20 protein-coding genes are annotated in these 25,199 nt (G+C 40.6%); all 20 read left to right on the top strand.

The window, feature by feature from the left end; translation table 11 throughout:
* The first annotated feature begins 138 nt into the window (after positions 1 to 138).
* The 20 genes from HPE63_RS17355 to HPE63_RS17260 all read left to right on the top strand — a co-directional run bounded on the left by HPE63_RS17355 (position 139) and on the right by HPE63_RS17260 (position 25,198).
* Positions 139 to 1,410 carry an MFS transporter gene (locus tag HPE63_RS17355; RefSeq protein ID WP_223198209.1) on the top strand — a complete coding sequence of 424 codons (1,272 nt, stop codon included), beginning with the start codon at positions 139 to 141 and terminating at the stop codon, positions 1,408 to 1,410.
* A 170-nt stretch (positions 1,411 to 1,580) separates the two neighbouring features.
* Positions 1,581 to 3,869, top strand: a complete 2,289-nt coding sequence (locus tag HPE63_RS17350) for an NADP-dependent malic enzyme (protein ID WP_188315575.1) — start codon at positions 1,581 to 1,583, stop codon at positions 3,867 to 3,869.
* Positions 3,870 to 4,098: 229 nt separating this feature from the next.
* Positions 4,099 to 4,680 (top strand): Holliday junction branch migration protein RuvA, encoded by a 582-nt coding sequence (gene ruvA / locus HPE63_RS17345; RefSeq protein WP_188315574.1) that lies wholly within the window; start codon positions 4,099 to 4,101, stop codon positions 4,678 to 4,680.
* Positions 4,681 to 4,685: 5 nt separating this feature from the next.
* Positions 4,686 to 11,882 carry a T9SS outer membrane translocon Sov/SprA gene (gene sov, locus HPE63_RS17340; protein ID WP_188315573.1) on the top strand — a complete coding sequence of 2,399 codons (7,197 nt, stop codon included), beginning with the start codon at positions 4,686 to 4,688 and terminating at the stop codon, positions 11,880 to 11,882.
* 227 nt (positions 11,883 to 12,109) lie between these two features.
* A complete protein-coding gene (gene gcvH / locus HPE63_RS17335; RefSeq protein ID WP_188315572.1) occupies positions 12,110 to 12,490 on the top strand; it encodes a glycine cleavage system protein GcvH in 381 nt (126 codons plus the stop codon).
* Between the two features lie 34 nt (positions 12,491 to 12,524).
* The gene (locus tag HPE63_RS17330; RefSeq protein WP_188315571.1) at positions 12,525 to 12,875 is read left to right on the top strand and encodes a VanZ family protein; all 351 of its coding nucleotides are present in this window, start codon (positions 12,525 to 12,527) and stop codon (positions 12,873 to 12,875) included.
* A gap of 61 nt (positions 12,876 to 12,936) precedes the next feature.
* Positions 12,937 to 13,656: an energy transducer TonB gene (locus HPE63_RS17325; RefSeq protein ID WP_188315570.1), complete on the top strand. Its 720-nt coding sequence runs from the start codon at positions 12,937 to 12,939 to the stop codon at positions 13,654 to 13,656.
* Between the two features lie 362 nt (positions 13,657 to 14,018).
* Positions 14,019 to 14,930, top strand: coding sequence for a heme o synthase (gene cyoE, locus HPE63_RS17320; RefSeq protein ID WP_188315569.1), 912 nt, complete (start codon positions 14,019 to 14,021; stop codon positions 14,928 to 14,930).
* A gap of 82 nt (positions 14,931 to 15,012) precedes the next feature.
* On the top strand, positions 15,013 to 15,594 hold the full coding sequence (locus HPE63_RS17315; protein ID WP_188315568.1) for a cytochrome c oxidase subunit 3: 582 nt from the start codon (positions 15,013 to 15,015) through the stop codon (positions 15,592 to 15,594).
* Positions 15,595 to 15,692: 98 nt separating this feature from the next.
* Complete coding sequence (locus HPE63_RS17310; RefSeq protein WP_188315567.1) at positions 15,693 to 16,667, top strand: cytochrome c oxidase subunit 3; 975 nt, start codon at positions 15,693 to 15,695, stop codon at positions 16,665 to 16,667.
* 60 nt (positions 16,668 to 16,727) lie between these two features.
* Entirely contained in the window at positions 16,728 to 17,111 is a 384-nt protein-coding gene (locus HPE63_RS17305; protein ID WP_188315566.1) for a cytochrome C oxidase subunit IV family protein, read from the top strand.
* Between the two features lie 151 nt (positions 17,112 to 17,262).
* The gene (locus HPE63_RS17300) at positions 17,263 to 17,889 is read left to right on the top strand and encodes a hypothetical protein (protein WP_188315565.1); all 627 of its coding nucleotides are present in this window, start codon (positions 17,263 to 17,265) and stop codon (positions 17,887 to 17,889) included.
* Between the two features lie 21 nt (positions 17,890 to 17,910).
* Complete coding sequence (locus tag HPE63_RS17295; RefSeq protein WP_188315564.1) at positions 17,911 to 18,636, top strand: SCO family protein; 726 nt, start codon at positions 17,911 to 17,913, stop codon at positions 18,634 to 18,636.
* A gap of 6 nt (positions 18,637 to 18,642) precedes the next feature.
* The gene (locus HPE63_RS17290; RefSeq protein ID WP_188315563.1) at positions 18,643 to 19,179 is read left to right on the top strand and encodes a DUF420 domain-containing protein; all 537 of its coding nucleotides are present in this window, start codon (positions 18,643 to 18,645) and stop codon (positions 19,177 to 19,179) included.
* Positions 19,176 to 19,391: a hypothetical protein gene (locus tag HPE63_RS17285; RefSeq protein ID WP_188315562.1), complete on the top strand. Its 216-nt coding sequence runs from the start codon at positions 19,176 to 19,178 to the stop codon at positions 19,389 to 19,391. The genes HPE63_RS17290 and HPE63_RS17285 overlap by 4 nt, the downstream gene beginning before the upstream one ends.
* 114 nt (positions 19,392 to 19,505) lie before the next feature.
* The gene (locus tag HPE63_RS17280; RefSeq protein WP_188315561.1) at positions 19,506 to 20,753 is read left to right on the top strand and encodes an ABC transporter permease; all 1,248 of its coding nucleotides are present in this window, start codon (positions 19,506 to 19,508) and stop codon (positions 20,751 to 20,753) included.
* A gap of 9 nt (positions 20,754 to 20,762) precedes the next feature.
* Complete coding sequence (locus HPE63_RS17275) at positions 20,763 to 22,022, top strand: ABC transporter permease (RefSeq protein WP_188315560.1); 1,260 nt, start codon at positions 20,763 to 20,765, stop codon at positions 22,020 to 22,022.
* A 33-nt stretch (positions 22,023 to 22,055) separates the two neighbouring features.
* Complete coding sequence (locus tag HPE63_RS17270) at positions 22,056 to 23,168, top strand: efflux RND transporter periplasmic adaptor subunit (protein ID WP_188315559.1); 1,113 nt, start codon at positions 22,056 to 22,058, stop codon at positions 23,166 to 23,168.
* 106 nt (positions 23,169 to 23,274) lie between these two features.
* Entirely contained in the window at positions 23,275 to 23,976 is a 702-nt protein-coding gene (locus HPE63_RS17265) for an ABC transporter ATP-binding protein (protein WP_188315558.1), read from the top strand.
* Positions 23,969 to 25,198, top strand: a complete 1,230-nt coding sequence (locus tag HPE63_RS17260) for an ABC transporter permease (protein ID WP_188315557.1) — start codon at positions 23,969 to 23,971, stop codon at positions 25,196 to 25,198. The genes HPE63_RS17265 and HPE63_RS17260 overlap by 8 nt, the downstream gene beginning before the upstream one ends.
* The last annotated feature ends 1 nt before the right edge of the window (position 25,199 follow it).

The raw sequence follows: 25,199 nt of genomic DNA, 5'->3' as shown, positions 1-25,199 counted from the left end.
GTTGCGTTCGTTTTTCATATTGGGTTTTTCCTATTTCAGCATTTATTATAGTATCTTGTTCGGCAGTTTTACCACCTAACTTTTTACTATATGGACCTCTTTAAAAAACCAACCCTAAGTTTTTGGCAAATTTTCAATATGAATGTGGGATTCTTGGGAATCCAGTTCAGTTTTGGGCTGCAACAAACGGCTATCAACCCAGTTTTCTTGTTCTTGGGGGCACCCGAAGACATGTTGCCTATTTTGAATATCGCAGGCCCCGTTACAGGTCTGGTGGTTCAACCCATTATCGGGGCTATTTCCGATAAGACATGGTCGCCACGTTGGGGAAGACGAAAACCCTTTTTCTTGATTGGGGCTATAATCGGTAGTCTATGTCTGTTTGCCTTTCCGTTAAGTCCGGCTTTGTGGTTTGCCGTAGGGTTATTGTGGATATTGGATGTAGGGAATAATATGGCCATGGAGCCATATCGCGCTTTTGTAGGGGATAAGTTACCAGAAAAGCAATTGAGTCTGGGTTATCAGATGCAGAGTCTGTTTGTCGGTGCTGGCATAGTCTTGGCAAATGCTTCCATATTTTTATTCCAAGACTGGTTCGGAGGGGATACCTCAATCGAGGTTGCGGGCACTATTCCCAAGTGGTTATACTATTCCTTCTTTATCGGTTCTGTACTATCTGTAGGAACCATCTTGTGGTCCGTTATTAAAACCCCTGAAATTCCTCCTTCCTATGAAGAACTGAAAGAAATAAATTCGCATAAGTCCTTGCCTTTCATTGAGCGTTTCAAAATGCCTTTTATTGAAATCTCAAACGCGGTAAAAGAGATGCCTAAATTTATGTGGAAACTGTCAATTGTATACCTTTTTCAATGGTATGCGCTTTTTGTTTATTGGCAGTATATCACCCCCCTCTTTATGAAGACGATGGGCTTTGACCTCTCATCTGCTGCAGCCCAGTCGGCAAAAATGAGCACTACTTATAATATTGCAACGGTTGTTGTGGCCCTGATGCTCGTGCCATTGACCTTAAAATATGGGGGAAAGAAAATCTATGCAGCTAGTTTATTGGGAACAGGATTGGCATTGTTGTCCATACCCTATATTACCGATCCAGTCTATGTGCTTTTTCCAATGGTCTTTTTTGGCATAGGATGGGCAGCCATGATGGGTATACCCTATACGATGGTATCCAAAATTGTGCCCCAAGAACGTCGTGGGGTGTATATGGGCATTTTGAATATGATGATCGTGATACCAATGGGAATAGAGACGCTGACCTTTGGTATGATCTATAAAAATCTTTTAGGGGCAAATGCAATAAATGCTATTATATTTGCTGGAATATTCTTTATAATATCCGCCCTCTTGGCCTTGCGATTGAATGTGTCAAAAGAAGAGGAGCGGGATTGAAATGCGGTAGATCATTCTAATTGGGTGGGAGGATAACTACTCTTGACCGCCAATGATCATTGTAAACTAATAGTACTTTAATTTGACTTTGTTGTGATATAATCAACAATTGATCCGTCAATTTATTTTTTCCAAAGAATACCCCTAAATTTGATTTTCAACTGTTGACCATGAGTGAGAAAAAGTTAAAAAGTGAAGCGCTTGTTTATCATGCCAAGCCTCAACCCGGTAAAATAAAAATAGTACCCTCGAAGAGTTATTCCACCCAAAGAGATCTTGCTTTGGCCTATTCACCGGGGGTAGCAGAACCTTGTCTGGAGATTGCCAAGAATGTCGATAATGTATATAAATATACCTCCAAGGGCAATTTAGTAGCGATTATTTCCAATGGAACCGCCGTTTTAGGGTTGGGCAATATTGGACCAGAGGCTTCCAAGCCGGTCATGGAAGGAAAAAGTCTGTTATTTAAGATTTTTGCCGATATAGATGGTATGGATATCGAAATCGACGCCACGGATGTCGATAAATTTGTCGAAACTGTTAAGGCCATTGCTCCCACATTCGGAGGAATCAACCTCGAGGATATAAAAGCACCAGAGGCTTTTGAAATTGAAAGACGTCTTAAGGATGAACTGGACATTCCTGTAATGCACGATGATCAGCATGGAACAGCCATCATTTCAGCTGCAGCCTTGTTGAACGCTTTGGTCGTTACAAAGAAGAAAATCGAAGATATCCGCATTGTAATCAGTGGAGCCGGGGCAGCCGCCATCTCATGTACAAGGCTATACAAAGCTTTTGGGGCTAAGGCCCAAAATATAGTAATGCTCGATAGTAAGGGGGTAATTCGCAAAGACCAAGAGAATCTTTCCAAAGAAAAACTGGAATTTGCAACGGGAAGAAAAATAGATACCTTGACCCAGGCCATGAAAGATGCCGATGTATTCATTGGTTTATCAATTGCCGACATCGTGACGCCGACGATGTTAAAGTCTATGGCTAAGGATCCTATTGTTTTTGCCATGGCCAACCCCAATCCTGAAATTTCATACGATTTGGCCGTGAAGACCAGGAAGGACATTATTATGGCCACTGGAAGATCTGACCATCCCAATCAAGTCAATAATGTATTGGGCTTCCCATTTATTTTTAGGGGTGCTCTCGATGTTAGGGCCACAAAGATCAATGAAGAAATGAAAATGGCCGCAGTGGTCGCCTTGGCCGAATTGACCAAACAATCCGTTCCCGAACAGGTAAATATCGCCTATTCCGAAACCAGGTTGACTTTTGGTAAGGATTATATTATTCCTAAACCTTTTGATCCAAGATTGATATCCGAGATACCCCCTGCTGTAGCGAAGGCAGCAATGGATAGTGGAGTGGCCAAGGAACCTATCAAGGATTGGGCGAAATATCGTGAGCAGTTATTGCAACGTTCAGGTAGCGATAATAAGGTGGTTAGATTATTGCACCAAAGGGCCAAAGTAAATCCTAAAAAGATAGTGTTTGCCGAAGCCAATCATTTGGATGTATTGAAGACTGCCCAGATAGTCCATGAAGAAGGAATCGCCATTCCAATATTGTTAGGGAATAAGGAAATTATCAAAGAACTTAAAAAAGAACTTGAGTTTAATGCCGACGTAACAATAATAGATCCGAAAGCTGACGACTCTTTGGAAAAAAGAGAGCAATATGCGACGAGATTTTGGGAAGGAACCAAAAGGGATGGAATTACCTTGTATGGAGCTAAAACCAAAATGAGGGAACGCAACTACTATGCGGCTATGATGGTTTTTGAAAATGATGCGGATGGGATGATTTCAGGTTACTCCAGGGCGTATCCAACGGTTATTAAACCGGTATTTGAAGTAATCGGCAGGGCCAAGGGTGTAAAACGTGCGGCAACGGTGAATATTATGAACACGGAAAAAGGGCCATTGTTTTTGGCCGATACGTCAATAAACATTGATCCAACGGCCGAAGTGCTAGCCGAAATTGCGGTGATGACTGCAAATTTGGCAAAAGCTTTTGGCTTTGATCCAATTATTGCCATGTTGTCCTATGCCAATTTTGGGTCTTCAACACATCCTAATGCTAGAAAGGTAAACAGGGCCGTTGAAATTTTACATGAGACCCATCCCGAGCTTATAGTTGATGGGGAGATACAGACAGATTTCGCCCTTAATAAGGAGCTGCATCAAAGTCAATTCCCATTTTCAAAATTGGCTGGTAAAAAGGTGAATACATTGGTATTCCCCAATTTGGAATCGGCGAATATTACCTATAAGTTATTAAAAGAACTCAATGGTGCGGATTCGATTGGGCCAATCATGCTTGGTTTAAGAAAATCGGTACATGTGCTACAATTGGGAGCAGATGTTGACGAAATGGTGAATATGACGGCTGTCGCGGTTATTGATGCCCAAGAAAGGGAAAAGAGAAAGCGCAAAAAAAAGTGAGTACTAGGCAGATGGCTGTATTGAAAGGTATGGGTTTAGGGTTATAGTTTGCATTTAAAGCCTACAGGGAGGTGTTGCCAATGTGGTTTCTGAGCGCACAACCAACTTGGGTGCGTTTGGGGAAGTGACAACTCCAAATAATAGAAAATAAAATCGTTACTAATAAAAATGCGAAGAAATTCATTCCATTAACTTCTTAACTTTACAAACCACAAACTAAGAACACTCCATGATACATCATCTTAATGGAAAATTAATCGAAAAAAACCCTACCCATGTTATTATAGAATGTGCGGGAGTGGGATATTTCGTGAATATTTCCCTAAATACGTTTTCGAATATCAAAGACCAAGAAAATATATGCCTGTTCACCCATTTACAGGTTCGTGAAGATTCACATACACTTTTTGGATTTGCCGAGAAATCGGAAAGGGAGATCTTCAGGTTGTTGTTGTCAGTTTCTGGAATAGGGGCGAGTACGGCTAGGACGATGCTTTCCTCCTTGTCACCGGCCCAAATACGGGATGCTATTGCCCATGCCGATGTGGTTACAATTCAGGGAATCAAGGGTATAGGGGCCAAAACCGCTCAAAGGGTTATTCTAGACCTTCGGGACAAGGTTTTGAAGGTATCCGATATTGACGAAGTTTCCATCAATTCAAACAATACAAATAAAGAAGAAGCGTTATCTGCTTTAGAGGTTCTTGGATTTGTCCGTAGACAGGCCGATAAGGTTGTCGACAAGATAGTACACCAAGACCCTTCACTAAGCGTAGAGAACATTATTAAACTGGCGCTTAAAAATTTGTAAAAAGTTTGAAACAAGGGGCAAAAAAAATTCTTAAATATTCATTTAAGCTTATATTCCTATTCGCCTTTTTCCTAGTGTGCACAGAACAGTCCTATGCCCAGGAAACAGAGCAGGAAAGCGGTAATGATCAAGTACAGGACACTGTAGCTACCGGCTTTTCCCTGGGGAAATTAAAAATGGCCAATCCCCAGAGCATAACTACCAAATACATTTACGACCCCCAACTTGATCGATATATCTATTCTGAGAAAGTAGGCGATTTTAATATCGGCTACCCCATTATCCTTACACCCGAACAGTATTTCGAATTGGTTCGCAAAGAGGATATGAAAGACTATTTTAAGGAAAAGAACGATGCTTATTCAGGTAAGAAAGAAGGGAGTGAGGATGCTAGAAAAAACCTATTGCCTAATTTCTACGTCAATAACAATTTTTTCCAATCGGTTTTTGGGGGCAATACCATCGAAGTAATTCCTCAAGGTTCCGTAGCCATGGATTTAGGGGTGATTTGGCAGAAAAATGACAACCCTTCGCTTTCACCAAGAAACCGCACCAATTTATCATTCGATTTCGACCAACGGATCAGTTTAAGTATGTTGGGCAAGATCGGGGAACGATTGCAAGTTACCGCAAACTATGATACTGAGGCTACCTTCGATTTTCAGAATATCGTTAAACTCGATTATACACCTACCGAAGATGATATACTACAGAAGATAGAAGTTGGTAATGTAAATATGCCCCTTAATAGTTCATTGATTACAGGGGCACAAAGTCTGTTTGGGGTTAAAACCCAACTACAATTCGGAAAGACAAAGGTTACCGCTGTATTCTCGGAACAAAGATCACAAAACAATACGGTTGTTGCCCAAGGAGGGGGAACCATCAATGAATTTTCATTGACGGCTTTGGATTATGATGAGGACAGACACTTTTACCTCGCCCAATATTTTCGGGATAACTATGATGCTGCTTTGGCGAATTACCCGTATATAAATAGTCAGGTACAGATAACCCGATTGGAGGTTTGGGTGACCAATAGAAGCCAGCAAACCTTGAATGTCCGCAATGTTGTGGCACTTCAGGATTTAGGGGAATCGAGGGAAGAAAAAACTAGGATAGGTATCGCTAACGGGGATCCCGCAGGGTTCTTCAATAATCCAAGTAATGTATTGCCCAGAAATAACGCTAATGATTTTGATCCCTCGACTATAGGTTCAGGGGCATTGACATCTTCAATTAGGGATATTGCCACTGTCGAATCAGGCTTTAATGTCCCTGGGTATCAAGTGAATCAAGGATTTGATTATGCCATACTCGAAAATGCACGAAAACTCGAGGTAAATAGGGATTATCAGTTCAATTCCCAATTAGGGTATATCTCCTTGAACCAAAGGTTAAGCAATGATGAGGTCTTGGCTGTCGCCTACCAGTATACCTATAATGGGGAAGTATACCAAGTCGGTGAATTTGCAAACGGCGGACTGGATGCCACCACTGTAACGGGAGGTGTTAATGGGGTTAATCCAATTCTGAATAATAATACTTTGGTGCTTAAATTGCTGAAAAGTAATATCACTAATATCACGGATCCCATTTGGGACTTGATGATGAAGAATATTTATGCCACTGGGGCCTTTAGATTAAGTGAGGATGATTTTAAATTGAATATCCTGTATTCTGATCCCACACCCAGAAATTACATAACCCCTGTGGCAGAAGGACCAGGCTCAGGTTGGCCAAATACGCCCAAACCTTTGCAAGAACGTATTCTGCTCGATGTCTTTAATCTCGATAGATTGAATACCTATAACGATGTGCAATCCGGCGGTGATGGCTTCTTTGATTTTATTCCCGGACTTACTGTTGATACCCAAGGTGGACGAATCATATTTACCAAGGTGGAACCTTTTGGGGAATATATGTTCGAATTGTTGGGTGGTGGTACCTATGATGTTATTAATGACCAAGGATACAATGCAAACCAACAGAAATATGTATTCAGGGATATGTATACCCAGACAAAGGCTGCGGCATTACAAGATCCAGTAAAGAATAAATTCTTATTGAAAGGTAAGTACAAATCGGAAGGTACTAATGGTATACCAATCGGGGCCTTTAACGTTCCGCGAGGTTCTGTGAGGGTAACGGCCGGTGGCCGAACCTTACAGGAAGGGATTGATTATACCGTGAATTATCAGGCCGGGACGGTTCAGATTTTGGACCCCAGTCTTGAGGCTTCCAACACCCCCATTAATATTTCGGTAGAGAACAATGCCGTCTTTGGCCAACAGACCAGAAGGTTTACGGGTATTAATGTGGAACATCAGGTGAACAAGAATTTTGTCTTGGGCGCCACCCTGTTGAATTTGAACGAACGGCCATTAACACAAAAATCGAATTTTGGAGTCGAACCTGTAAATAATACCATCTTCGGTTTGAATGGTAACTTCTCAACAGAAGTTCCTTTTTTGACACGTATGGTTAACAAGCTTCCGAATATTGATACCGACGTCCCTTCAAATGTATCGGTACGTGGCGAGGTCGCCTGGCTAAAACCAAACTCTCCTAAAAATGCCGATTTTCAAGGTGAGACTACAACATATTTGGATGATTTTGAAGGTGCCCAGGCCTTAATAGATATTCGATCTTCATTGGGTTGGTCACTGGCCAGTACCCCATTGGAATTCGCTCCTGGAGGTGTGCTTTCCGGAAGCTCTCCTGAAGACCCAGCGAACTTGATCAATGGCCATGGTAGGGCAAAAATGGCATGGTATACGATTGACCCGATTTTTTATACCAACCAAAGGCCAACAAGCATAAGCGATAATGATATCTCGACCAATGCCACCAGAAGGGTGTTTATCGATGAGGTCTTTCCTCAGGTAGATATAGCACAGGGACAAACCACGGTGCAAGGCACATTGGATTTGGCCTATTATCCCAATGCAAAGGGACCTTATAATACGAATCCGGATTTTGATACGGAAGCTGGCCAGGATAAGTGGGCTGGTGTCATGCGATCTTTGAGCAGTACCGACTTTGAACAATCAAATGTTGAATTTGTTCAATTTTGGGTTTTGGACCCCTATGTCGATGGTATAGCCACAAGTCCCGGGGAATTGGTTTTTAACTTGGGGAATATCTCAGAGGATATATTGAAAGATGGAAGAAAACAATATGAAAATGGGTTGCCAATAGAGGCCGATGCACTGATTCATCAACCCTCATGGGGGATTGTGCCTGCCACCCAGGCATTAGTGTACGCGTTCGATGCTAATGAGAATAACCGTGTATTGCAAGATGTGGGTTTCGACGGTTTGGATGATAGTGCCGAAGCTGCCATTTATGGTCCGGGTGAGGATCCTGCCTTGGACAATTATGAATACTACCTTAATCGAGAGGGGAGTATCTTGGAACGTTATCTAGATTTTAACAACCCGGATGGCAACTCTCCTGTGCAGGTAACCAATACCAATCGTGGATCTACCACTTTGCCCGATGTTGAGGATATAGACCGTGATTTGACCATGAATACGGTGAATAGTTATTATGAATATAGAATAGCCATAAAACCAAATACCGGTATCAACGATAAATATGTGACCGATATTAAGGAAGGGGTTACGCCCGATTTACCAAATGGCACACAATTGAATCGCAGATGGATCCAATATAAGATTCCATTAAGCGATTTTACGGATGCCGTTGGAGGGGTTACCGACTTTAGGTCCATTAGCTTTATGCGGATGTACCTTACTGGGTTCAGTAGTGATGTAGTACTTCGTTTTGCTACCTTGGATTTGGTCCGTGGCGATTGGCGGACCTATACCAAAACCTTGGAAGATGAACTGATCGACAATGACCCTTCGGATGATGGGACCGTAGTTGATGTAAACACGGTCAATATTGAAGAGAACAACACTAGGACTCCGATTTCCTATGTGATGCCGCCGGGAGTTGTTCGTGAGCAATTGAACAATAACAATACCATTATTCGTCAGAATGAGCAATCCCTGTCTTTTAAAGTTGACAATTTACAATCACAGGATTCACGAGGGGTTTTTAAAAGTTTGAACATTGATATTCGCCAGTATAAGAAATTAAAAATGTTCTTACATGCAGAAAAGATCATAAGTAGCGATTACTCTGACGATGATACACCATTGGTAGGGTTCTTACGATTAGGGACCGATTTGTCACAGAACTTTTATCAGGTAGAATTGCCCTTGCAATTCACGCCCCATGGTGCGGCTTCCGAAAGTGAGATTTGGCCCGATGTAAACGAAATGGAAATACTTTTAAGCGATTTGAACAAGGTTAAATCGCTTCGAATCGCCAATAGGACTAATACCCCATTGAACGAATTACAGTTTTTTGAGGTTGACAATGGGGAGATAGTTCCTGTAGCTGAATTTGCACCTAGGACTTTGGGAAGACTACGGATCGGTATTCGTGGTAATCCGTCCTTGGGAAGCGTTCGTAGCATGATGGTCGGTATCAAGAACATTGACGACTTACCTGCGAGGGGCGAGGTATGGTTCAATGAACTTCGTCTTGCCGGATTGGATAATAATGGTGGATGGGCCGCGGTGGCTTCCATCGATGCCAACATAGCCGATTTTGCGAATATCTCGGCAACAGGAAGCAAAAGTACTTCCGGTTTTGGCGCTATTGACCAAATGCCGAATGAACGTGCACGGGAAGATGCTGTTTCTTATGATCTGGTGACCAATGTGAACGTGGGACAATTATTGCCTAAAAAATGGGGTATTCAGGTGCCTTTTAATTATGGGATCTCCGAACAAATGATCACACCCGAATTCGACCCTGTCTATGATGATCTAAAATTGGATGATCTCGTGGCTTCGGCCTCGACACAGGAAGAAGCTGATCAGACCTTGCAACAGGCTGAGGATTATACCAAGCGTACCAGTATAAATTTAATCGGCGTTCGCAAAGATAGGGGGGAAGAGGCCGAAGCCAATTTCTACGATATTGAGAACTTTACATTTAATTATTCATATAACGAGACCGATCATCGGGATTTTGAAATCGCAACATTACGGGATCAAAATGTAAATACGGGTTTCGTTTATAGCCACAATTTCAAACCTATTGAAGTGGCCCCTTTTGCAAAAAAGGATTCCTTGTTTACCGGGCAATATTGGCAATGGCTGAAAGCGTTGAACTTTAATTTATTGCCGGCCAGTGTTTCGGTAAATTCCAATATCAATAGGCAGTTTAACCAACAACGTTTTAGGGAGGTTTTTGAGCCTGGGGTAGAGTCCTTGGATCTACCGTTCCTTCAGCAACGGAATTATTTATTCAATTGGCAGTACGCCATTAATTATAGCCTTAGCAAATCATTAAGCCTAATTTTGACTGCCAGCAACAATAATATTGTCCGGAATTATTTTACAGAAGACGGAAACCCGGATTCGGAAATTAACCAGGCCTTGGGCTTATGGGATGGCTTCTGGGACTTGGGCGAACCTAACCGTCATGCACAGGAAATGCAATTGAACTATGAACTTCCATTTAACAAAATTCCGGCACTGGATTTTATAAATGCCCAATATTCATATACCAGTAATTTTGATTGGCAACGAGGGGGCGATGCCTTGTCAGAAGTAGCAAGTGATGCTCTTGGCTACGAAACTTCCATCAATACCGTTCAGAATGCCAATACGCATAACTTGACGGCAACGCTGAGCATGCAAAAATTCTACGATTTGATCGGACTAAAGAAACGTGATGGTAAGGGAAACACAAGACAAGCACCAGTTCGACGGGATAAGGCCGGAAATGCGGCTTCCGAAACAAAGTCGCCCGAACAGAAAACCAGTGCTTTGTTCAATACGGCGATAGATATTGTCACGATGGTCAAAAGGCTAAATGTAAATTACAATGAGAGTAATGGTACGGTCCTTCCAGGATATACACAATCCGTAGGATTCGTGGGAACCGCCAGGCCTACAATTGGCTTTGTTTTCGGTAATCAGGCCGATGTTCGCTATGAAGCAGCTAGGAATGGCTGGTTGACCAATTTCGCGGATTTTAACGAACAGTTCATTAAAAGGACCAATAGGCAGTTGAACATTACGGCTACGGCCCAACCCATGCGGGATCTGACCATCGACCTTTCAGCAGACAGACAATATTCCAGCAGCTATCAAGAGAATTTTGAGATTGATAATCTTGGTAATGGGCAGTACGAATATATAAATCAATTGGGCAATGAATATGGCAATTTCAGTATTTCAACCATGATGATCGGCACCGCCTTTACAAAAAGCGACGAATTCACCTCGGAACTATTCGAGACCTTCAAACAAAACAGGATTACCATTGCCAATAGACTGGTATCAGATCGTGGTGAATTACCGGGTACTCTTGATGATGATGGATTCCCGGAACGTTATGGAAAAACACAACAAGACGTGTTATTACCCGCTTTTTTTGCCGCTTATACAGGGCAGGATGTAGATCGGGTGAATTTGGATGCGTTCAGACAGATACCGATACCCAATTGGAACATCAAATATACGGGACTGATGCGAAATAAATGGTTCAAAAAGAAATTCAAGCGTTTTTCCTTAAGCCATGGATATAGGGCTTCCTATAGTATCAATTCTTTCCAGACCAATTTGGAAAAACAAAATACCCAATTCGATGTTGAGAATGGGGATAGGTTACCTGATCTGATCTTGAACAATTTGGTGTTGACCGATCAGTTTAATCCTTTGGTGCGTGTCGATTTTGAGATGAAAAACTCCGTAAGTGTTTTGGCCGAAATACGAAGCGATAGGGCCTTGTCCTTGAGTTTTGACAATAATTTAATGACCGAAATCAATGGGAAGGAATATACCATTGGCTTAGGCTATCGCCTTAAAGATGTAAAATTCGTAACGAATATTGGGGGAAACAAGACCCGTTTAAAGGGAGATTTGAATCTTAAAACTGATGTTACACTTCGAGATAATATCACGATTATCCGAAATTTGGACATAGACAATAATCAAATAACTTCTGGCCAAAACCTATTCTCGCTTAAGTTTACTGCAGACTACGCGTTGAGTAAAAACCTGAATGCCTTGTTCTTTTATGATCATTCATTCTCTAAATTCGCAGTCTCAACAGCCTTTCCACAAACCACCATCAATACTGGGTTTACGTTGAAATATAACTTTGGTAATTAAGATTTATGGGTAAATACCAAACTAGGGGTTTGGTTAAAACCTAGGTCTATGCTATAGAAAATGTTCTGGATAAAATAGTTAACATAATACCCCATGCTTCCATACACACAAATTAGTACCTCGTATTTTGCACTTCGTACTTTTTAAACTTTGAACTTGGACTTTATTTACTTGAATTTCGGTATCAAATCATTTACATTTGCTTGTTTAATACTAAAAAGCTAAAAATGAAAATACCCGCAGATTTAAAATATACCAAAGACCATGAATGGGTAAGGATTGATGGTGATATAGCAACCGTGGGAATCACTGACTTTGCCCAAGGCGAATTAGGGGATATCGTATATGTTGAAGTTGAGACTGTTGATGAGACTATGGATAAGGATGAGGTTTTTGGATCAGTGGAAGCCGTTAAGACGGTTTCCGATCTGTTCTTACCGTTAAGTGGGGAAATCATTGAATTTAATGAAGGTTTGGAAGATGAACCTGAAAAAGTAAATACGGATCCTTATGGTGATGGTTGGATGGTCAAGATAAAAATTAGCGATGCCAGTGAAATCGATAGTTTGCTGGGTGATGTGGACTATAAGGCATTAATAGGTGCATAAAAGGCACGTATTTGCAATTCTATTTATAAGCTGGATGGTGTTCGTAACATTTTCCAGCTTATATACTTTTGAAGGGGATGATCTGTCTTCCTTCAATATCCCTTATGCCGATAAACTAGTTCATTTTACGTTCTATTTTGTCGGATTGATTTTAGGCTCCTTGTATGTTCTGCAATTGAAAGATCGGCAGCAGGTAATTCTACGAAAAATTGTAATATTGGCCTTTGTACTGGTGCTATTTGGTATAATTATTGAAGTAATTCAAGGAAAATGGACGGTTAATAGGTCCGGTGAAGTGTTTGACGCACTGGCGAATACAACAGGCGTGGTCATGGGTTTTATTGTTATTTTCAATCGATTTTATAAACAAAGAGGGTTAAAATAAAGTATTACTTGTTTTATTGTCAATTATTTAGTTAAATTAGCGAACATTAAAAAAATTAAATATGGAATTAAAAAAGAACCCAAAAGCAGATTTAAGAAGGAATAGCAGTACTTATTTCGTTATAGGACTTGCTATTGTGATGTTTTTGGTTTGGAGAGGTTTGGAATGGAAGACGTATGAAAAAACCAATGAATATGATATTTCCATGAACGTTGAGGATATGTTGGATGAGGAAGTTCCAATGACCGAACAAATTAAAACACCACCACCACCACCACCACCTGCAGCTCCTGAGATTATTGAAATCGTTGAAGATGAGGTCGAGGTTGAGGAAACGGTAATCGAATCTACGGAAACTAGCCAGGAAGAAGAGGTTATTGAAGTGGAAGATGTTGAAGTGGAAGAGGTAGAGGAAGATGTCGATGTACCTTTTGCGGTTATTGAGGACGTACCGATTTTCCCTGGTTGTGAAGGCGAAAAAGGAAAAGGTGCCAAAGCAATGCGTGATTGTTTCCAAGCCCAAATGCAAAAACATATCAGTAAAAACTTCAGATACCCTGAAATTGCCCAAGAAATGGGCGTTCAAGGAAGGGTTAACGTCATGTTTGTTATTCAAAAGGATGGAAGTATTGGTAATGTTAGAATGCGTGGACCGGATAAGAATCTGGAACAGGAAGCGGCTAGGATTATCGGTAAATTGCCTAAAATGACGCCTGGTAAGCAAAGGGGCAGGGCTGTTAGGGTACCTTTCAGTATCCCCATTACCTTTAAATTACAGTAGGGTTCATTGTACTGTAAAAACAGGAATCCAGATAAATTTAATGTATTAAATCCCGAACCTTGGTTCGGGATTTTTTTTTCTACTTTTCCTTACCGACATGTGATATTATCTGATAATGTGTACAAGTACAATAGGATGGTTACAGTTTTCAATTGGGTATTTGTATTTGTTCAAAGTAGTCTTGAACTAATGGATCAACGGGATGTAGAATAAGTAAGTTGCTACAGTAACGATAAGCCTAGTCAAATTTGACATAGGTAAAAAAGGGGGATGGTCATTTTTTGAAAGAAATCATAAACCTTGGTAATTGGTTGCACACATAGCCTACTACGATTATATTTGCGTTTTTATAAAAAATGGGAATGAAGACGGCGATAGAGCTTGCGAAGAACATCTCATGGTCCATGATGTTTGCTGATTTTAAGGAAATTACCAAGGTGAGACTCGCGGTCAGTGTGGTTTTTTCCTCTATGGCAGGCTATTTGCTGGGCGCCTATGACATCAGTTTACTCTCCTTGGCACTGCTTGCTTTTGGGGGCTATTGTATGGTAGGAGCCTCCAATGTGTACAATCAGATTATAGAAAGGGATCTGGATGCCCTAATGAATCGCACAAAAAATAGGCCAATCCCATCGGGCAGAATGTCCGTGAATATGGCCTTGACCATTGCCGTTATCTTAACCATCCTCGGTGTGGTATCATTATATTTCCTGAATCCCAAGACCGCCATGTTCGGTGCTATTTCAATATTTTTATATACCAGTGTTTATACCCCCTTAAAAACAATGACCCCATTGTCGGTTTTTGTAGGCGCATTGCCGGGAGCTATTCCCTTTATGTTGGGATGGGTAGCCGCCACCGATGAATTTGGCATTGAACCCGGCACCTTGTTTATGATACAGTTTTTTTGGCAATTTCCGCACTTTTGGGCGCTGGCCTGGATGTTGGATGAAGATTATAAAAAGGGAGGGTTTAAATTGCTTCCGACAGGTAAGAAAGATAAAGGTACCGCCTTACAGATTATAATGTACACCATATGGATGATGGTAATTTCGGTCATTCCGGTTTTTGGCATTACGGGGCGTTTGCAATTATCGATTCTGGCCGCGGTCATAATTTTTGCATTAGGGGCCGTAATGTTGTTCTTTGCATTTAAGTTATATGAAAAAAGAGACAATATATCCGCTCGGAAACTAATGTTGGCCAGTGTTACCTATATCACTTTAATACAAGTGGTCTACGTACTGGATAAGTTTAGCGCCACATTTTTCTAGGGACTTGCCTCTACCCATGTAGGTCCATTGCCAAAGCCAGTGAAAAGAGGCCTTATTATTTTAAATTTTAGAATCAAATTGTATGGATTTAACACAAGGAACTCAAAAAGAAAAGAATGATAGGTCAAAAAAAATGATGCTATGGTTCGGTATTGTGAGTTTGCTCATGGCTTTCGCAGGTTGGACCAGTGCATATATCGTTAGTAGTAAAAGGGAAGATTGGTTAGAGAACATAGAAATGCCATCTTCCTTCTATATAAGTACGATCGTCATCGTTCTAAGTAGTCTTACCTATATTTTGGCTAAAAAGGCCATACAGAAGAATGTTAAAAATGCATGTACGAATTGGCTGTTGGTTACCTTGGGATTGGGTATAGCTTTTATCGCATTGCAATTCAATGGTTTTTCCCAACTCATAGGCCAAGGCTATTACTTCACAGGACCTACAAGTAGTATAAAAATGTCGTATATTTTCCTTATCGCCGCTGTACACATAGTTCATGTGGTTGCGGGAATTATTTCCTTATTGGTCGTGTTGTACAATCAATTTAAGGGAAAGTATTCCTCAGAGGAATATTTGGGATTATCCCTAGGCGCAACATTCTGGCACTTTCTGGACCTTTTATGGGTCTATCTGCTTATATTCATGGTTTTTGTCGACTAAAAAATCAATTTTTTTTGATTTCTTCGACTTAGACTTTTGTATCCTGCAAAAAAATGTATTTTTGTGAAAATTCTATTCATACGATAACTGACTAATTTATGGATTCTACGGTAACAACGGGTGCGGAAGAAAGCGTTTGGGGTGGTGGTAATCGTCCTTTAGGGGCGAGCTACGGAAAATTGATGATGTGGTTCTTTTTGGTATCAGATGCTTTAACATTCTCCGGATTTTTGGCTGCTTATGGTTTTTCACGTTTCAAGTTTATGGAAACATGGCCGATAGCAGATGAGGTGTTTACCCACGTTCCTTTCTTTCATGGTAACTACCCCATGTATTATGTGGCGTTTATGACCTTTATTCTGATCATGTCCTCGGTGACCATGGTTTTGGCCGTTGATGCCGGACATCGAATGAAACAGAACAGTGTTATTTGGTATCTGTTCCTGACGATTATCGGGGGTGCCATATTCGTAGGCTCCCAAGCTTGGGAATGGGCAACGTTCATCAAAGGTGATTATGGTGCAGTCGAAACCAAAGGAGGAAGGATTCTGCAATTCGTAAAAGCGGATTCGGGCGATAGGGCTTCTTTAGCCGATTTCGCCAAGACTATACCTGGCGAAAGAGTGGCCCACGAAAAAAATAATGGACTTTGGTTCTACGATGAGGGATATCAACCAAGTTATTCATTAAATGAGGTTAAGGCAGGTTTCCAAGCCAATACCAATATTCTTATACGAACCGAAACAATAAATGCCGAGGGTGAGAAAGAAGTACTATCAAGACAAGAATCTTTGGCAAAACTTCAAAATGCAACCCAAGTTGTTGAAGGGGCCAATCTTATCCACAATGAATATGGAAGTAGATTATTTGCCGATTTCTTCTTTTTTATCACAGGTTTTCACGGATTCCACGTTTTCTCAGGCGTAATGATCAACCTTATAATTTTCTTTAATGTGGTGTTGGGAACCTACGAAAGGCGGGGCCATTATGAGATGGTTGAGAAGGTAGGGCTATATTGGCATTTTGTGGATTTGGTTTGGGTATTTGTATTTACTTTCTTTTATTTGGTTTAATCTGAACTTGATTCAGATTCCCACATAGGATGATTTAAAATTTTAATTGATAGATTTAGTATGGCACACGAACACAAGTTGGAAATTTTTAGGGGGCTTTTAAAATTCAAGTCGAATACCCAAAAGATATGGGGAGTGCTTGTCTTTTTGACTATAGTTACTGGCGTTGAGGTATTTTTAGGGATTACCAAACCCCCTTTACTTACAGAGAACTCCTTTTTGGGAATGAAAATATTGAATTGGATTTTCATTATTTTGACTTTAGTAAAGGCATACTATATTGCCTGGGATTTTATGCACCTAAGGGATGAAAAGAATTCCCTGCGTAGGGCCATAGTATGGACACCGGTATTTTTAGTGGCCTATTTGGCATTCATACTTCTGGTAGAAGGCAATTACATCTACAATGTCTTTAAGGATGGTTTCGTGACCTGGAACTTCTAATAAGATATAATTAACACAATAAAAAGACGGTTTCAAGACCGTCTTTTTTATTTTTGTCAGTAGAATCCAGTTCTAGGTTTATTATTTTATCCCGAATATATATCGCCTTTAAACCAAACGATATTTTTTAGGGATAACAGCATCACTTCGTATGAAAAAAACGTTTGTTTTAGTCGTATTGTTTATCCTGCCAATTGTGGCCTATCTTTTCTTTGCTTCAGGCATAAATAACTTCGGAAAGCTTCCTACCCTAACCGAGAATATTGGTGATATCGCCAATATCGATGACAATGTTATACTCCAGGATAAAATTACTATTCTAGGGTTTTTAGGGAGTGATTTGGAAAATAAAAAGGGAATTGCCTTTAATCTGAACCAGAAAATCTATAAACGATTTTATGAATTTAATGACTTTCAGTTTGTAATGATAGTCCCAAAGGGAAACGAAAGTAAAGTTGCAGCACTTAAATCGGAATTGGGAAATTTAGCTGATGTTGCAAAATGGAAGTTTGCTTATGGTGATAAAGAACAGATCCAACGGTTTTTCAATGAACTTAAAACCGACCTTGCTTTGGATGAAAATTTGGCAACCCCTTATGTTTTTATCATCGATAAGGATAGAAACCTACGCGGTAGGACCAATGATGAGGACGAGGGGACTAAATTCGGTTTTGATGCCACATCGGTCGCAGAATTGAACAATAAGATGGAAGATGATGTTAAGATCATCTTGGCAGAATATAGGTTGACATTGAAAAAGAACAATGCCAGTAGATAATTAAAATGAATAGCTACATTGATGAAGAATAAATACACATATGTATGGGTGTCCCTGGTCATCCTTGTCTTTGGAATCATCTTCATTCCCAAGATCGTTGATCGCGTGGGTTCAGGCACTATTGTTGAAAATGACCGAATGAACCTGAAAGATAATAATGCTGAATTGGCGTATATATACTTAAACGGCAAAAAGCGGCGCGTGCCTTCGTTCGAGTTTATTGATCAAGATAGTTTGCTGATAACCGATAAAGATTATTTAGGCAAGGTATATGTGGTGGAATTCTTTTTCACTTCGTGCCCTTCCATTTGCCCTATAATGACTCGGAACCTTGTGGACCTGCAAGAAACATTTAAGACCTCGCAAGATTTTGGTGTGGCATCGTTTACGATTACACCGGAATATGATACACCCATGGTGCTTAAGCAATATGCGGAAAAGCACGGTATCACCAATTTAGATTGGCACCTGATGACCGGAAGCCAAGAGGCAATCTATGATTTGGCCAATAAGGGATTTAATATTTTTGTTTCCGAAATGCCAGATGCCCCTGGAGGTTTTGAACATGCTGGTCTGTTCGCCCTTATAGATAAGAAAGGATATCTGCGTTCTAGGGTAGATGAATTTGGGAACCCGATTATCTATTACCGCGGTACCATTACTGAAGAGCAGGGTGAGAACAGTGAAGGTGAAAAAGAACAGATTTCCATTTTAAAGAAGGATATTGAAAAATTATTAGAGGAGTAATAGCGCATGGATCAAATCCAAAAGAAAGAGAAAAAATTCAATAGGTGGATCAATGGGGTTTCCATACTGGTTCCCATCGTGGTTGCCATAATGTTTGGGGTTAAAATACCCAATGTGGAGCCTTTGTACTTCTTACCGCCGATATATGCGTCGATAAATGGGCTTACTGCGGTTATTCTGATACTTGCAGTTTGGGCTATTAAAAACGGCCGACAGGAACTCCACCAAAGATTAATGACCACTTGTATTGCTCTATCGCTGGTGTTTTTGGTGCTATATATTGCCTATCACATGACCTCGGATTCAACCTCATTTGGAGGTGAAGGAGTGATAAAATATATCTACTATTTTATATTGATAACACATATAATTTTATCAATAGGCATTATTCCGTTGGTACTTAAAACGTATGCCCGTGCCTACTTAAAAAAATACGATGAGCATAGGGCGTTGGCAAAGTTGACTTTTCCCGTATGGCTGTATGTGGCTATTACCGGAGTAGTGGTTTATTTGTTGATATCACCTTATTACGCATACCCATGAAAACAAAAGTAGTCTTCTTAGCCCTTATCATCTTATTGCTGCTTCCCCAAAATATTGAGGCGCAGTGCGCCATGTGTAGGGCAGTCTTGGAAAGTGAAGGCAATACGTCCTCGGCGGAAGGAATCAATAACGGGATCGTATATTTAATGGCTATTCCTTATCTGCTGGTAGCTGGTGTTTTTTATTTTGTTTATAGAAAAATGAAGTCTTGATGTTTCTTGCCTCTTTTAACATTTATTTAATGCATTTACTGTAACAATACTTTGGCTTTCTAGTCTTATGATATACAGTAGTCTTTATTGTAATCATCAATCAAAACCAACCCTATGTTCGACATCGAAAGATGGCAGGAGATTTTTGATACGATCCGTAAAAATAAATTACGGACGTTCTTGACGGGTCTATCCGTAGCTTCCGGGATTTTTATTCTTGTAATTTTATTGGGTTTCGGTCAGGGAATGCAAAATGGTATTGCCCAAGAATTTGAAGAGGATGCCTCAAATCGAATTGTGGTATGGACACAGGTTACCACCAAAGAGTACAAAGGCTTAAATCCTGGTCGTACCATACAAATGAGGAATGAGAACTATGACCACATTGAAACCCGGTTTAACGATCAATTAAAAGATCGATCAGCTATGTTCAGGGTCAGGGATGCTATGGTCAATTACAAGAAAGAGTCTGTAGGGTATAGCGTGCAAGGCATAAATGCGGGTTTTCAATTCGTTGAAAATCAATACATTTCAGAAGGGCGTTATATTAATTATCAGGATCATAAGAATGGCGCCAAGGTCGCTGTAATAAGCAACACCATAAAAAAGGAGATTTTCAAGAATGGTATTAGTCCATTGAACGAATATTTGGATATTTCAGGTATTCAGTTCAAGGTTATAGGTGTTTACGGTGATATGGGTGGGGAACGAGAGGAAGAACGTATTTTTATTCCCATGTCAACGGCTCAGCGGGTTTTTAATGGTGCCGATAGGGTAAACAACCTGTATTATACCTTACAACCTGTGGAGAATTTTGACCAGGCCGTAGCGGAATCCACTAAGTTTTCCAACGACATGAAACAGTATTTGCAAGAGGTCCATACGGTCGCCCCTGATGATACCAGTGCGATTAATGTTTTCAATACACTTGAGGAAGTCAAACGCTTTTTTACACTCATAGGTGGCATTAAACTATTTTTCTGGTTTGTAGGTATCTGTACCATAATAGCAGGAGTTGTGGGCGTAAGCAATATTATGCTGATTGTGGTGAAAGAAAGAACAAGGGAAATTGGGGTTCGTAAGGCTTTGGGGGCGAAACCCTGGTCAATTGTGGGAATGATATTACATGAATCCATATTTGTAACCGCCATATCTGGTTTTGCCGGGCTTATTTTCAGTATGGGGCTGTTAGAGATTTTCGGACCCTATATAGAGGTTGATTATATAGTGAATCCTACGGTAAATTTCAATGTCGCCATCACCACCGTATTCATTTTGATTTTTGCAGGGGCAGTGGCAGGTTTTTTCCCTGCCTGGCGGGCTGCGAATATCCATGTAATCGATGCACTTAGGGATGAATAATAAAAAGAAATGTTTAATAGAGATCGTTGGAAAGAGATATTAGAGGTGCTAACCAGTAATTGGTTCAGGACCGTCCTCACTGCCTTTGGGGTGTTTTGGGGTATACTGATCCTAATTATCCTATTGGCTGCAGGCAAAGGCTTCCAAAATGGGGTTATGGCCGATTTTGGGGACATTGCTACCAATACCATGTTCATGTGGTCTAGGAATACCACTAAGGAATACATGGGTCTGCCCAAAGGGCGTAGTTATAATTTTAAGTTGGAAGATGTCCAAGCCATCAAGGACAATGTTCCAAATCTTCGATTTGTATCACCAAGAAATCAATTGGGAGGGTTTCGAGGGGCAAATAATGTGACCCGGGGTATTAATACCGGTGCTTTCGGCGTGTATGGCGATTATCCTGAAATCATAAACCAAGATCCAATGACCATAACTTCCGGTCGCTTCATAAACCACTCTGATATTATCGAGAAAAGAAAAATCGCTATTATCGGTGAAGGGGTTAAATCGAGCTTGTACGACAAAGGGGAAGAAGTAATAGGTACCTATATAAAAATTCAAGGGGTCAATTTCATGGTCATTGGCACCTATAAGAAAAGAAATAATGATGGGGATGGTGAGGAGGCCCAAAAAGAGATATTTATTCCTTTTACAACATTCTCCCAAGCATTTAATAGGGCGGATAATGTAGGTTGGATGGCAATTACCGCTCAAGATGGCAGTTCTATTACCTCATTAAAGGAAAGAATAGTAGCCCTGGTGAAGCAAAATCGGAAAATTCATCCTGAAGATAAAAGGGCAGTTGGTTATTTTGATTTATATGAACAATACAACAGGATCGAGAGTTTATTTGCGGCAATGAGTTTTATCGCATATTTCGTTGGAATTCTAGTGTTGATTTCCGGGGTTATCGGAGTAAGCAACATTATGCTTATCGTTGTGAAGGAACGTACCAAGGAAATAGGGATTCGGCGTGCTTTGGGCGAAGACCCATGGTCCATTAAACTACAGATCATGATGGAATCCATATTTCTTACCTTTATTTCTGGTATGGCCGGTATTTCCTTTGGTGCACTACTTATTTATATCATCAACGCCATATTGGATGCCAATGGTCCTGTAGATATGTTTTTGAGCCCTAGCGTTAGTTTAGGAGTCGTCGTGGCAGCCTTGGTAATTTTAATAATTTCAGGATTACTCGCGGGTTACATCCCAGCACAAAGTGCGATAAAAGTAAAACCTATAGATGCCTTACGAACTGAATAATAACATCAATCAATCCTAAAATAGAACAATAAAATGAAAAAGTCGGTAACTATAATAACATTGTTAGTAATCGTTTTGGCCTTCGGGGGCTCCATGTATTATCTCTATCAAAAAAACGCTGAAGACCCCACCATTTATAAAACAGAACAACCGAGCAAGCAATCGATCATTAAGAAAACGGTTGCCACCGGTAGTATTCTCCCGTTGGAGGAAGTACTTATAAAACCGAACATCTCAGGGGTTATCGAAGAGGTTTTTGTTGAAGGTGGGGATTATGTAAAGTCTGGCGACTTATTGGCACGGATAAAAGTGGTACCCAATTTGAATGCATTGAACGACGCAAGGAACAATATTGATGAAGCACGGATTGCCCTTGAAGATCAAAAACGGAATTTAGATCGCCAAAAAGGCCTTTTTGAAAAAGGTGTGGTTTCCAAGGTAGATTTGGAACGGGCACAGGTTAGTTTTGATCAAGCCCAACAGGCCTACAGTGCGGCCAATAAGCGTTACGACATTGTTAAGACGGGGACAACTAGGGGCTATGGTAATGCTGCCAATACGATGATCCGTGCAACGGTGAGCGGTATGGTTTTGGATGTGCCTGTCGAAGTGGGCAATCAGGTGATCGAAAGTAACAATTTTAACGAAGGCACTACCATTGCGGCCATTGCCGACGTCGAGAAAATGATTTTCGAGGGTAAGGTCGATGAGTCCGAAGTGGGTAAGATAACCGAAGACCTGCCTTTGGAGATTACTGTTGGTGCCATTGAGAACAAAGTATTCGATGCCATTTTGGATTACATTGCGCCCAAGGGCAAGGAAGAGAATGGGGCGATTCAATTTGAAATCAAGGGAACATTGAGGAAGCAGGATACCGTATTTATTCGGGCAGGTTTAAGCGCCAACGCCTCCATTATTTTAGGCAGGGCCGATAGTGTCTTGGCAATCAAGGAAGCCTTGGTACAGTTCGATCCGAAAACCAAAAAGCCCTTCGTCGAAATTGAAACTGGGGAGCAGAACTTTGAGCGAAAAGACATTGAGCTGGGAATAAGCGATGGTATTTTTGTGGAAATTAAATCTGGAGTCTCCAAAGAAGATAAAATCAAGGTATGGAACGAAGTAAAGCCAGATGAATTCGCCGATTAATTTTTTTAACATAAAATTTGGTGCAACTCTTGTAACATTTTAACAACTTCGTGGTCCTATTGTCGGATTCCTTTTTTGATATTTCCAAAACAACAAACAAACCAACATGATTGAAATAAAAGACCTTCACAAATCCTATAAAATGGGAAGCAATTCCCTTCACGTTCTAAAAGGTATAAATTTTAAGGCGGAAGCTGGTGAATTGGTAGCGATCATGGGTTCTTCAGGTTCAGGTAAGTCAACCTTGCTGAATATCCTGGGCATGTTGGATGAGGCGGACTCTGGAGAGTATACCTTGGATGGTGTTCCCATAAAAAACCTAAATGAGACCAAAGCTGCAAAATACCGCAATAAATTTTTGGGATTTATTTTCCAATCCTTCAATTTGATCAATTATAAGTCGGCTCTCGAAAATGTAGCCTTACCGTTGTATTATCAACGTATTCCACGAAAAGAACGGCTAGCAAAATCTATGAAATATTTAGAAATGGTAGGTCTTAAAGAGTGGTCACATCACCTTCCCAATGAACTTTCAGGCGGTCAAAAGCAGCGAGTGGCGATTGCGAGGGCCATGGTGGGGGAACCCAAGGTTTTATTAGCCGATGAGCTTACTGGGGCATTGGATAGTACTACTTCCTATGAGGTAATGGATCTGATCCAAAAAATTAACGATCAAGGGAACACTATTTTGGTGGTAACCCATGAAAATGACATAGCGCATATGTGCAAGCGCATTATTCATTTGAAAGACGGCGTCATAGAAAAGGACGAAAAAGTGAAACAAGTAAGAGCTTCACAATATGTTTAGTAGGGACAATTGGAATGAAATTTTTGAGACCATCCGGAAGAATAAACTTCGGACTTTCTTGTCCGGGTTTACTGTCGCATTGGGTATACTCATATTTGTTGTACTCTTTGGTTTTGGCAACGGCTTGATCAATACTTTCGATGAGTTTTTTGGAGACGATGCGACCAATGTATTCTATATTTTTCCGGGACGTACTTCCATGCCCTATAAAGGCTATAAATCTAATCGACAAATAGAGTTCGACAACGAAGATCTCGCAGAGATCAACAAGAATTTTGCACCTTTCTTGGAATATTCAACACCTAGGATATTTAGGAATGGGTTAGTGAAATATAAGGAAGAATCGAATAATTATACAACCAGGGCTGTTGGTCCCGCCTATCAATTTGCGGAGAAAACGATCATGATGAAAGGTCGTTATCTTAATCAAGAAGATATCAAAAACAAAACCAAGTATGCGGTAATTGGCAGGCTTGTCGAGCAAGATCTGTTCGGTGCTCATGAGTCTATTGGGGAGCATATCGACATTGCTGGGAGTGCTTTCAAAGTCATTGGGGTGTTTCAGGATGATGGCGGTGATAACGAAGAGAGAAATATCTATATCCCATACACAACCCGACAATTGATCGAGAAGAATACGGATAAATTGGATCAGATTATTGTGGCATTCAAACCGGAATTGGGTTATGCTGGGGCTATGGCTTTTGAAAAGAGTTTGAATGATTTCTTAAGGGAAAAGAAGTATATAAGTCCTAAGGATCAAAACGGCTTGTTTATTCGTAATGTGGCAGATCAACTTAAACAAAACCAACAGTTTGCCCGAGTTTTACAGTTAATAGTCGCTTTTGTGGCCTTTGGTACTATCGTAGCTGGTATTATTGGGATTAGCAATATCATGGTGTTCGTGGTAAAGGAACGGACTAAGGAATTGGGTATTCGAAAGGCTTTGGGGGCGACGCCAAAATCCGTGATAGGCACCATTCTTTTAGAATCTATATTTATTACTACCATTTCAGGATTTGTAGGTATGATGATTGGAATAGGGATACTGAGTTCATTAGGGGAAAAATTAAAGGATTTTTTCATTACAAATCCTAATATTAATTTAGGCACCGCAATCTTTGCAACGGTTATATTAATAGTTTTTGGTGGTCTGGCGGGGTATATTCCAGCAAGGCGAGCGGCACGTATAAAACCAATTGTGGCATTAAGGGATGAATAAT

Origin of the sequence: Maribacter arenosus, from assembly GCF_014610845.1 — a bacterium.
GTDB classification, from domain to species: domain Bacteria; phylum Bacteroidota; class Bacteroidia; order Flavobacteriales; family Flavobacteriaceae; genus Maribacter_A; species Maribacter_A arenosus.
Note: the sequence above shows the minus strand (reverse complement) of the source record. Positions and strands in the feature narration are given on the sequence as shown.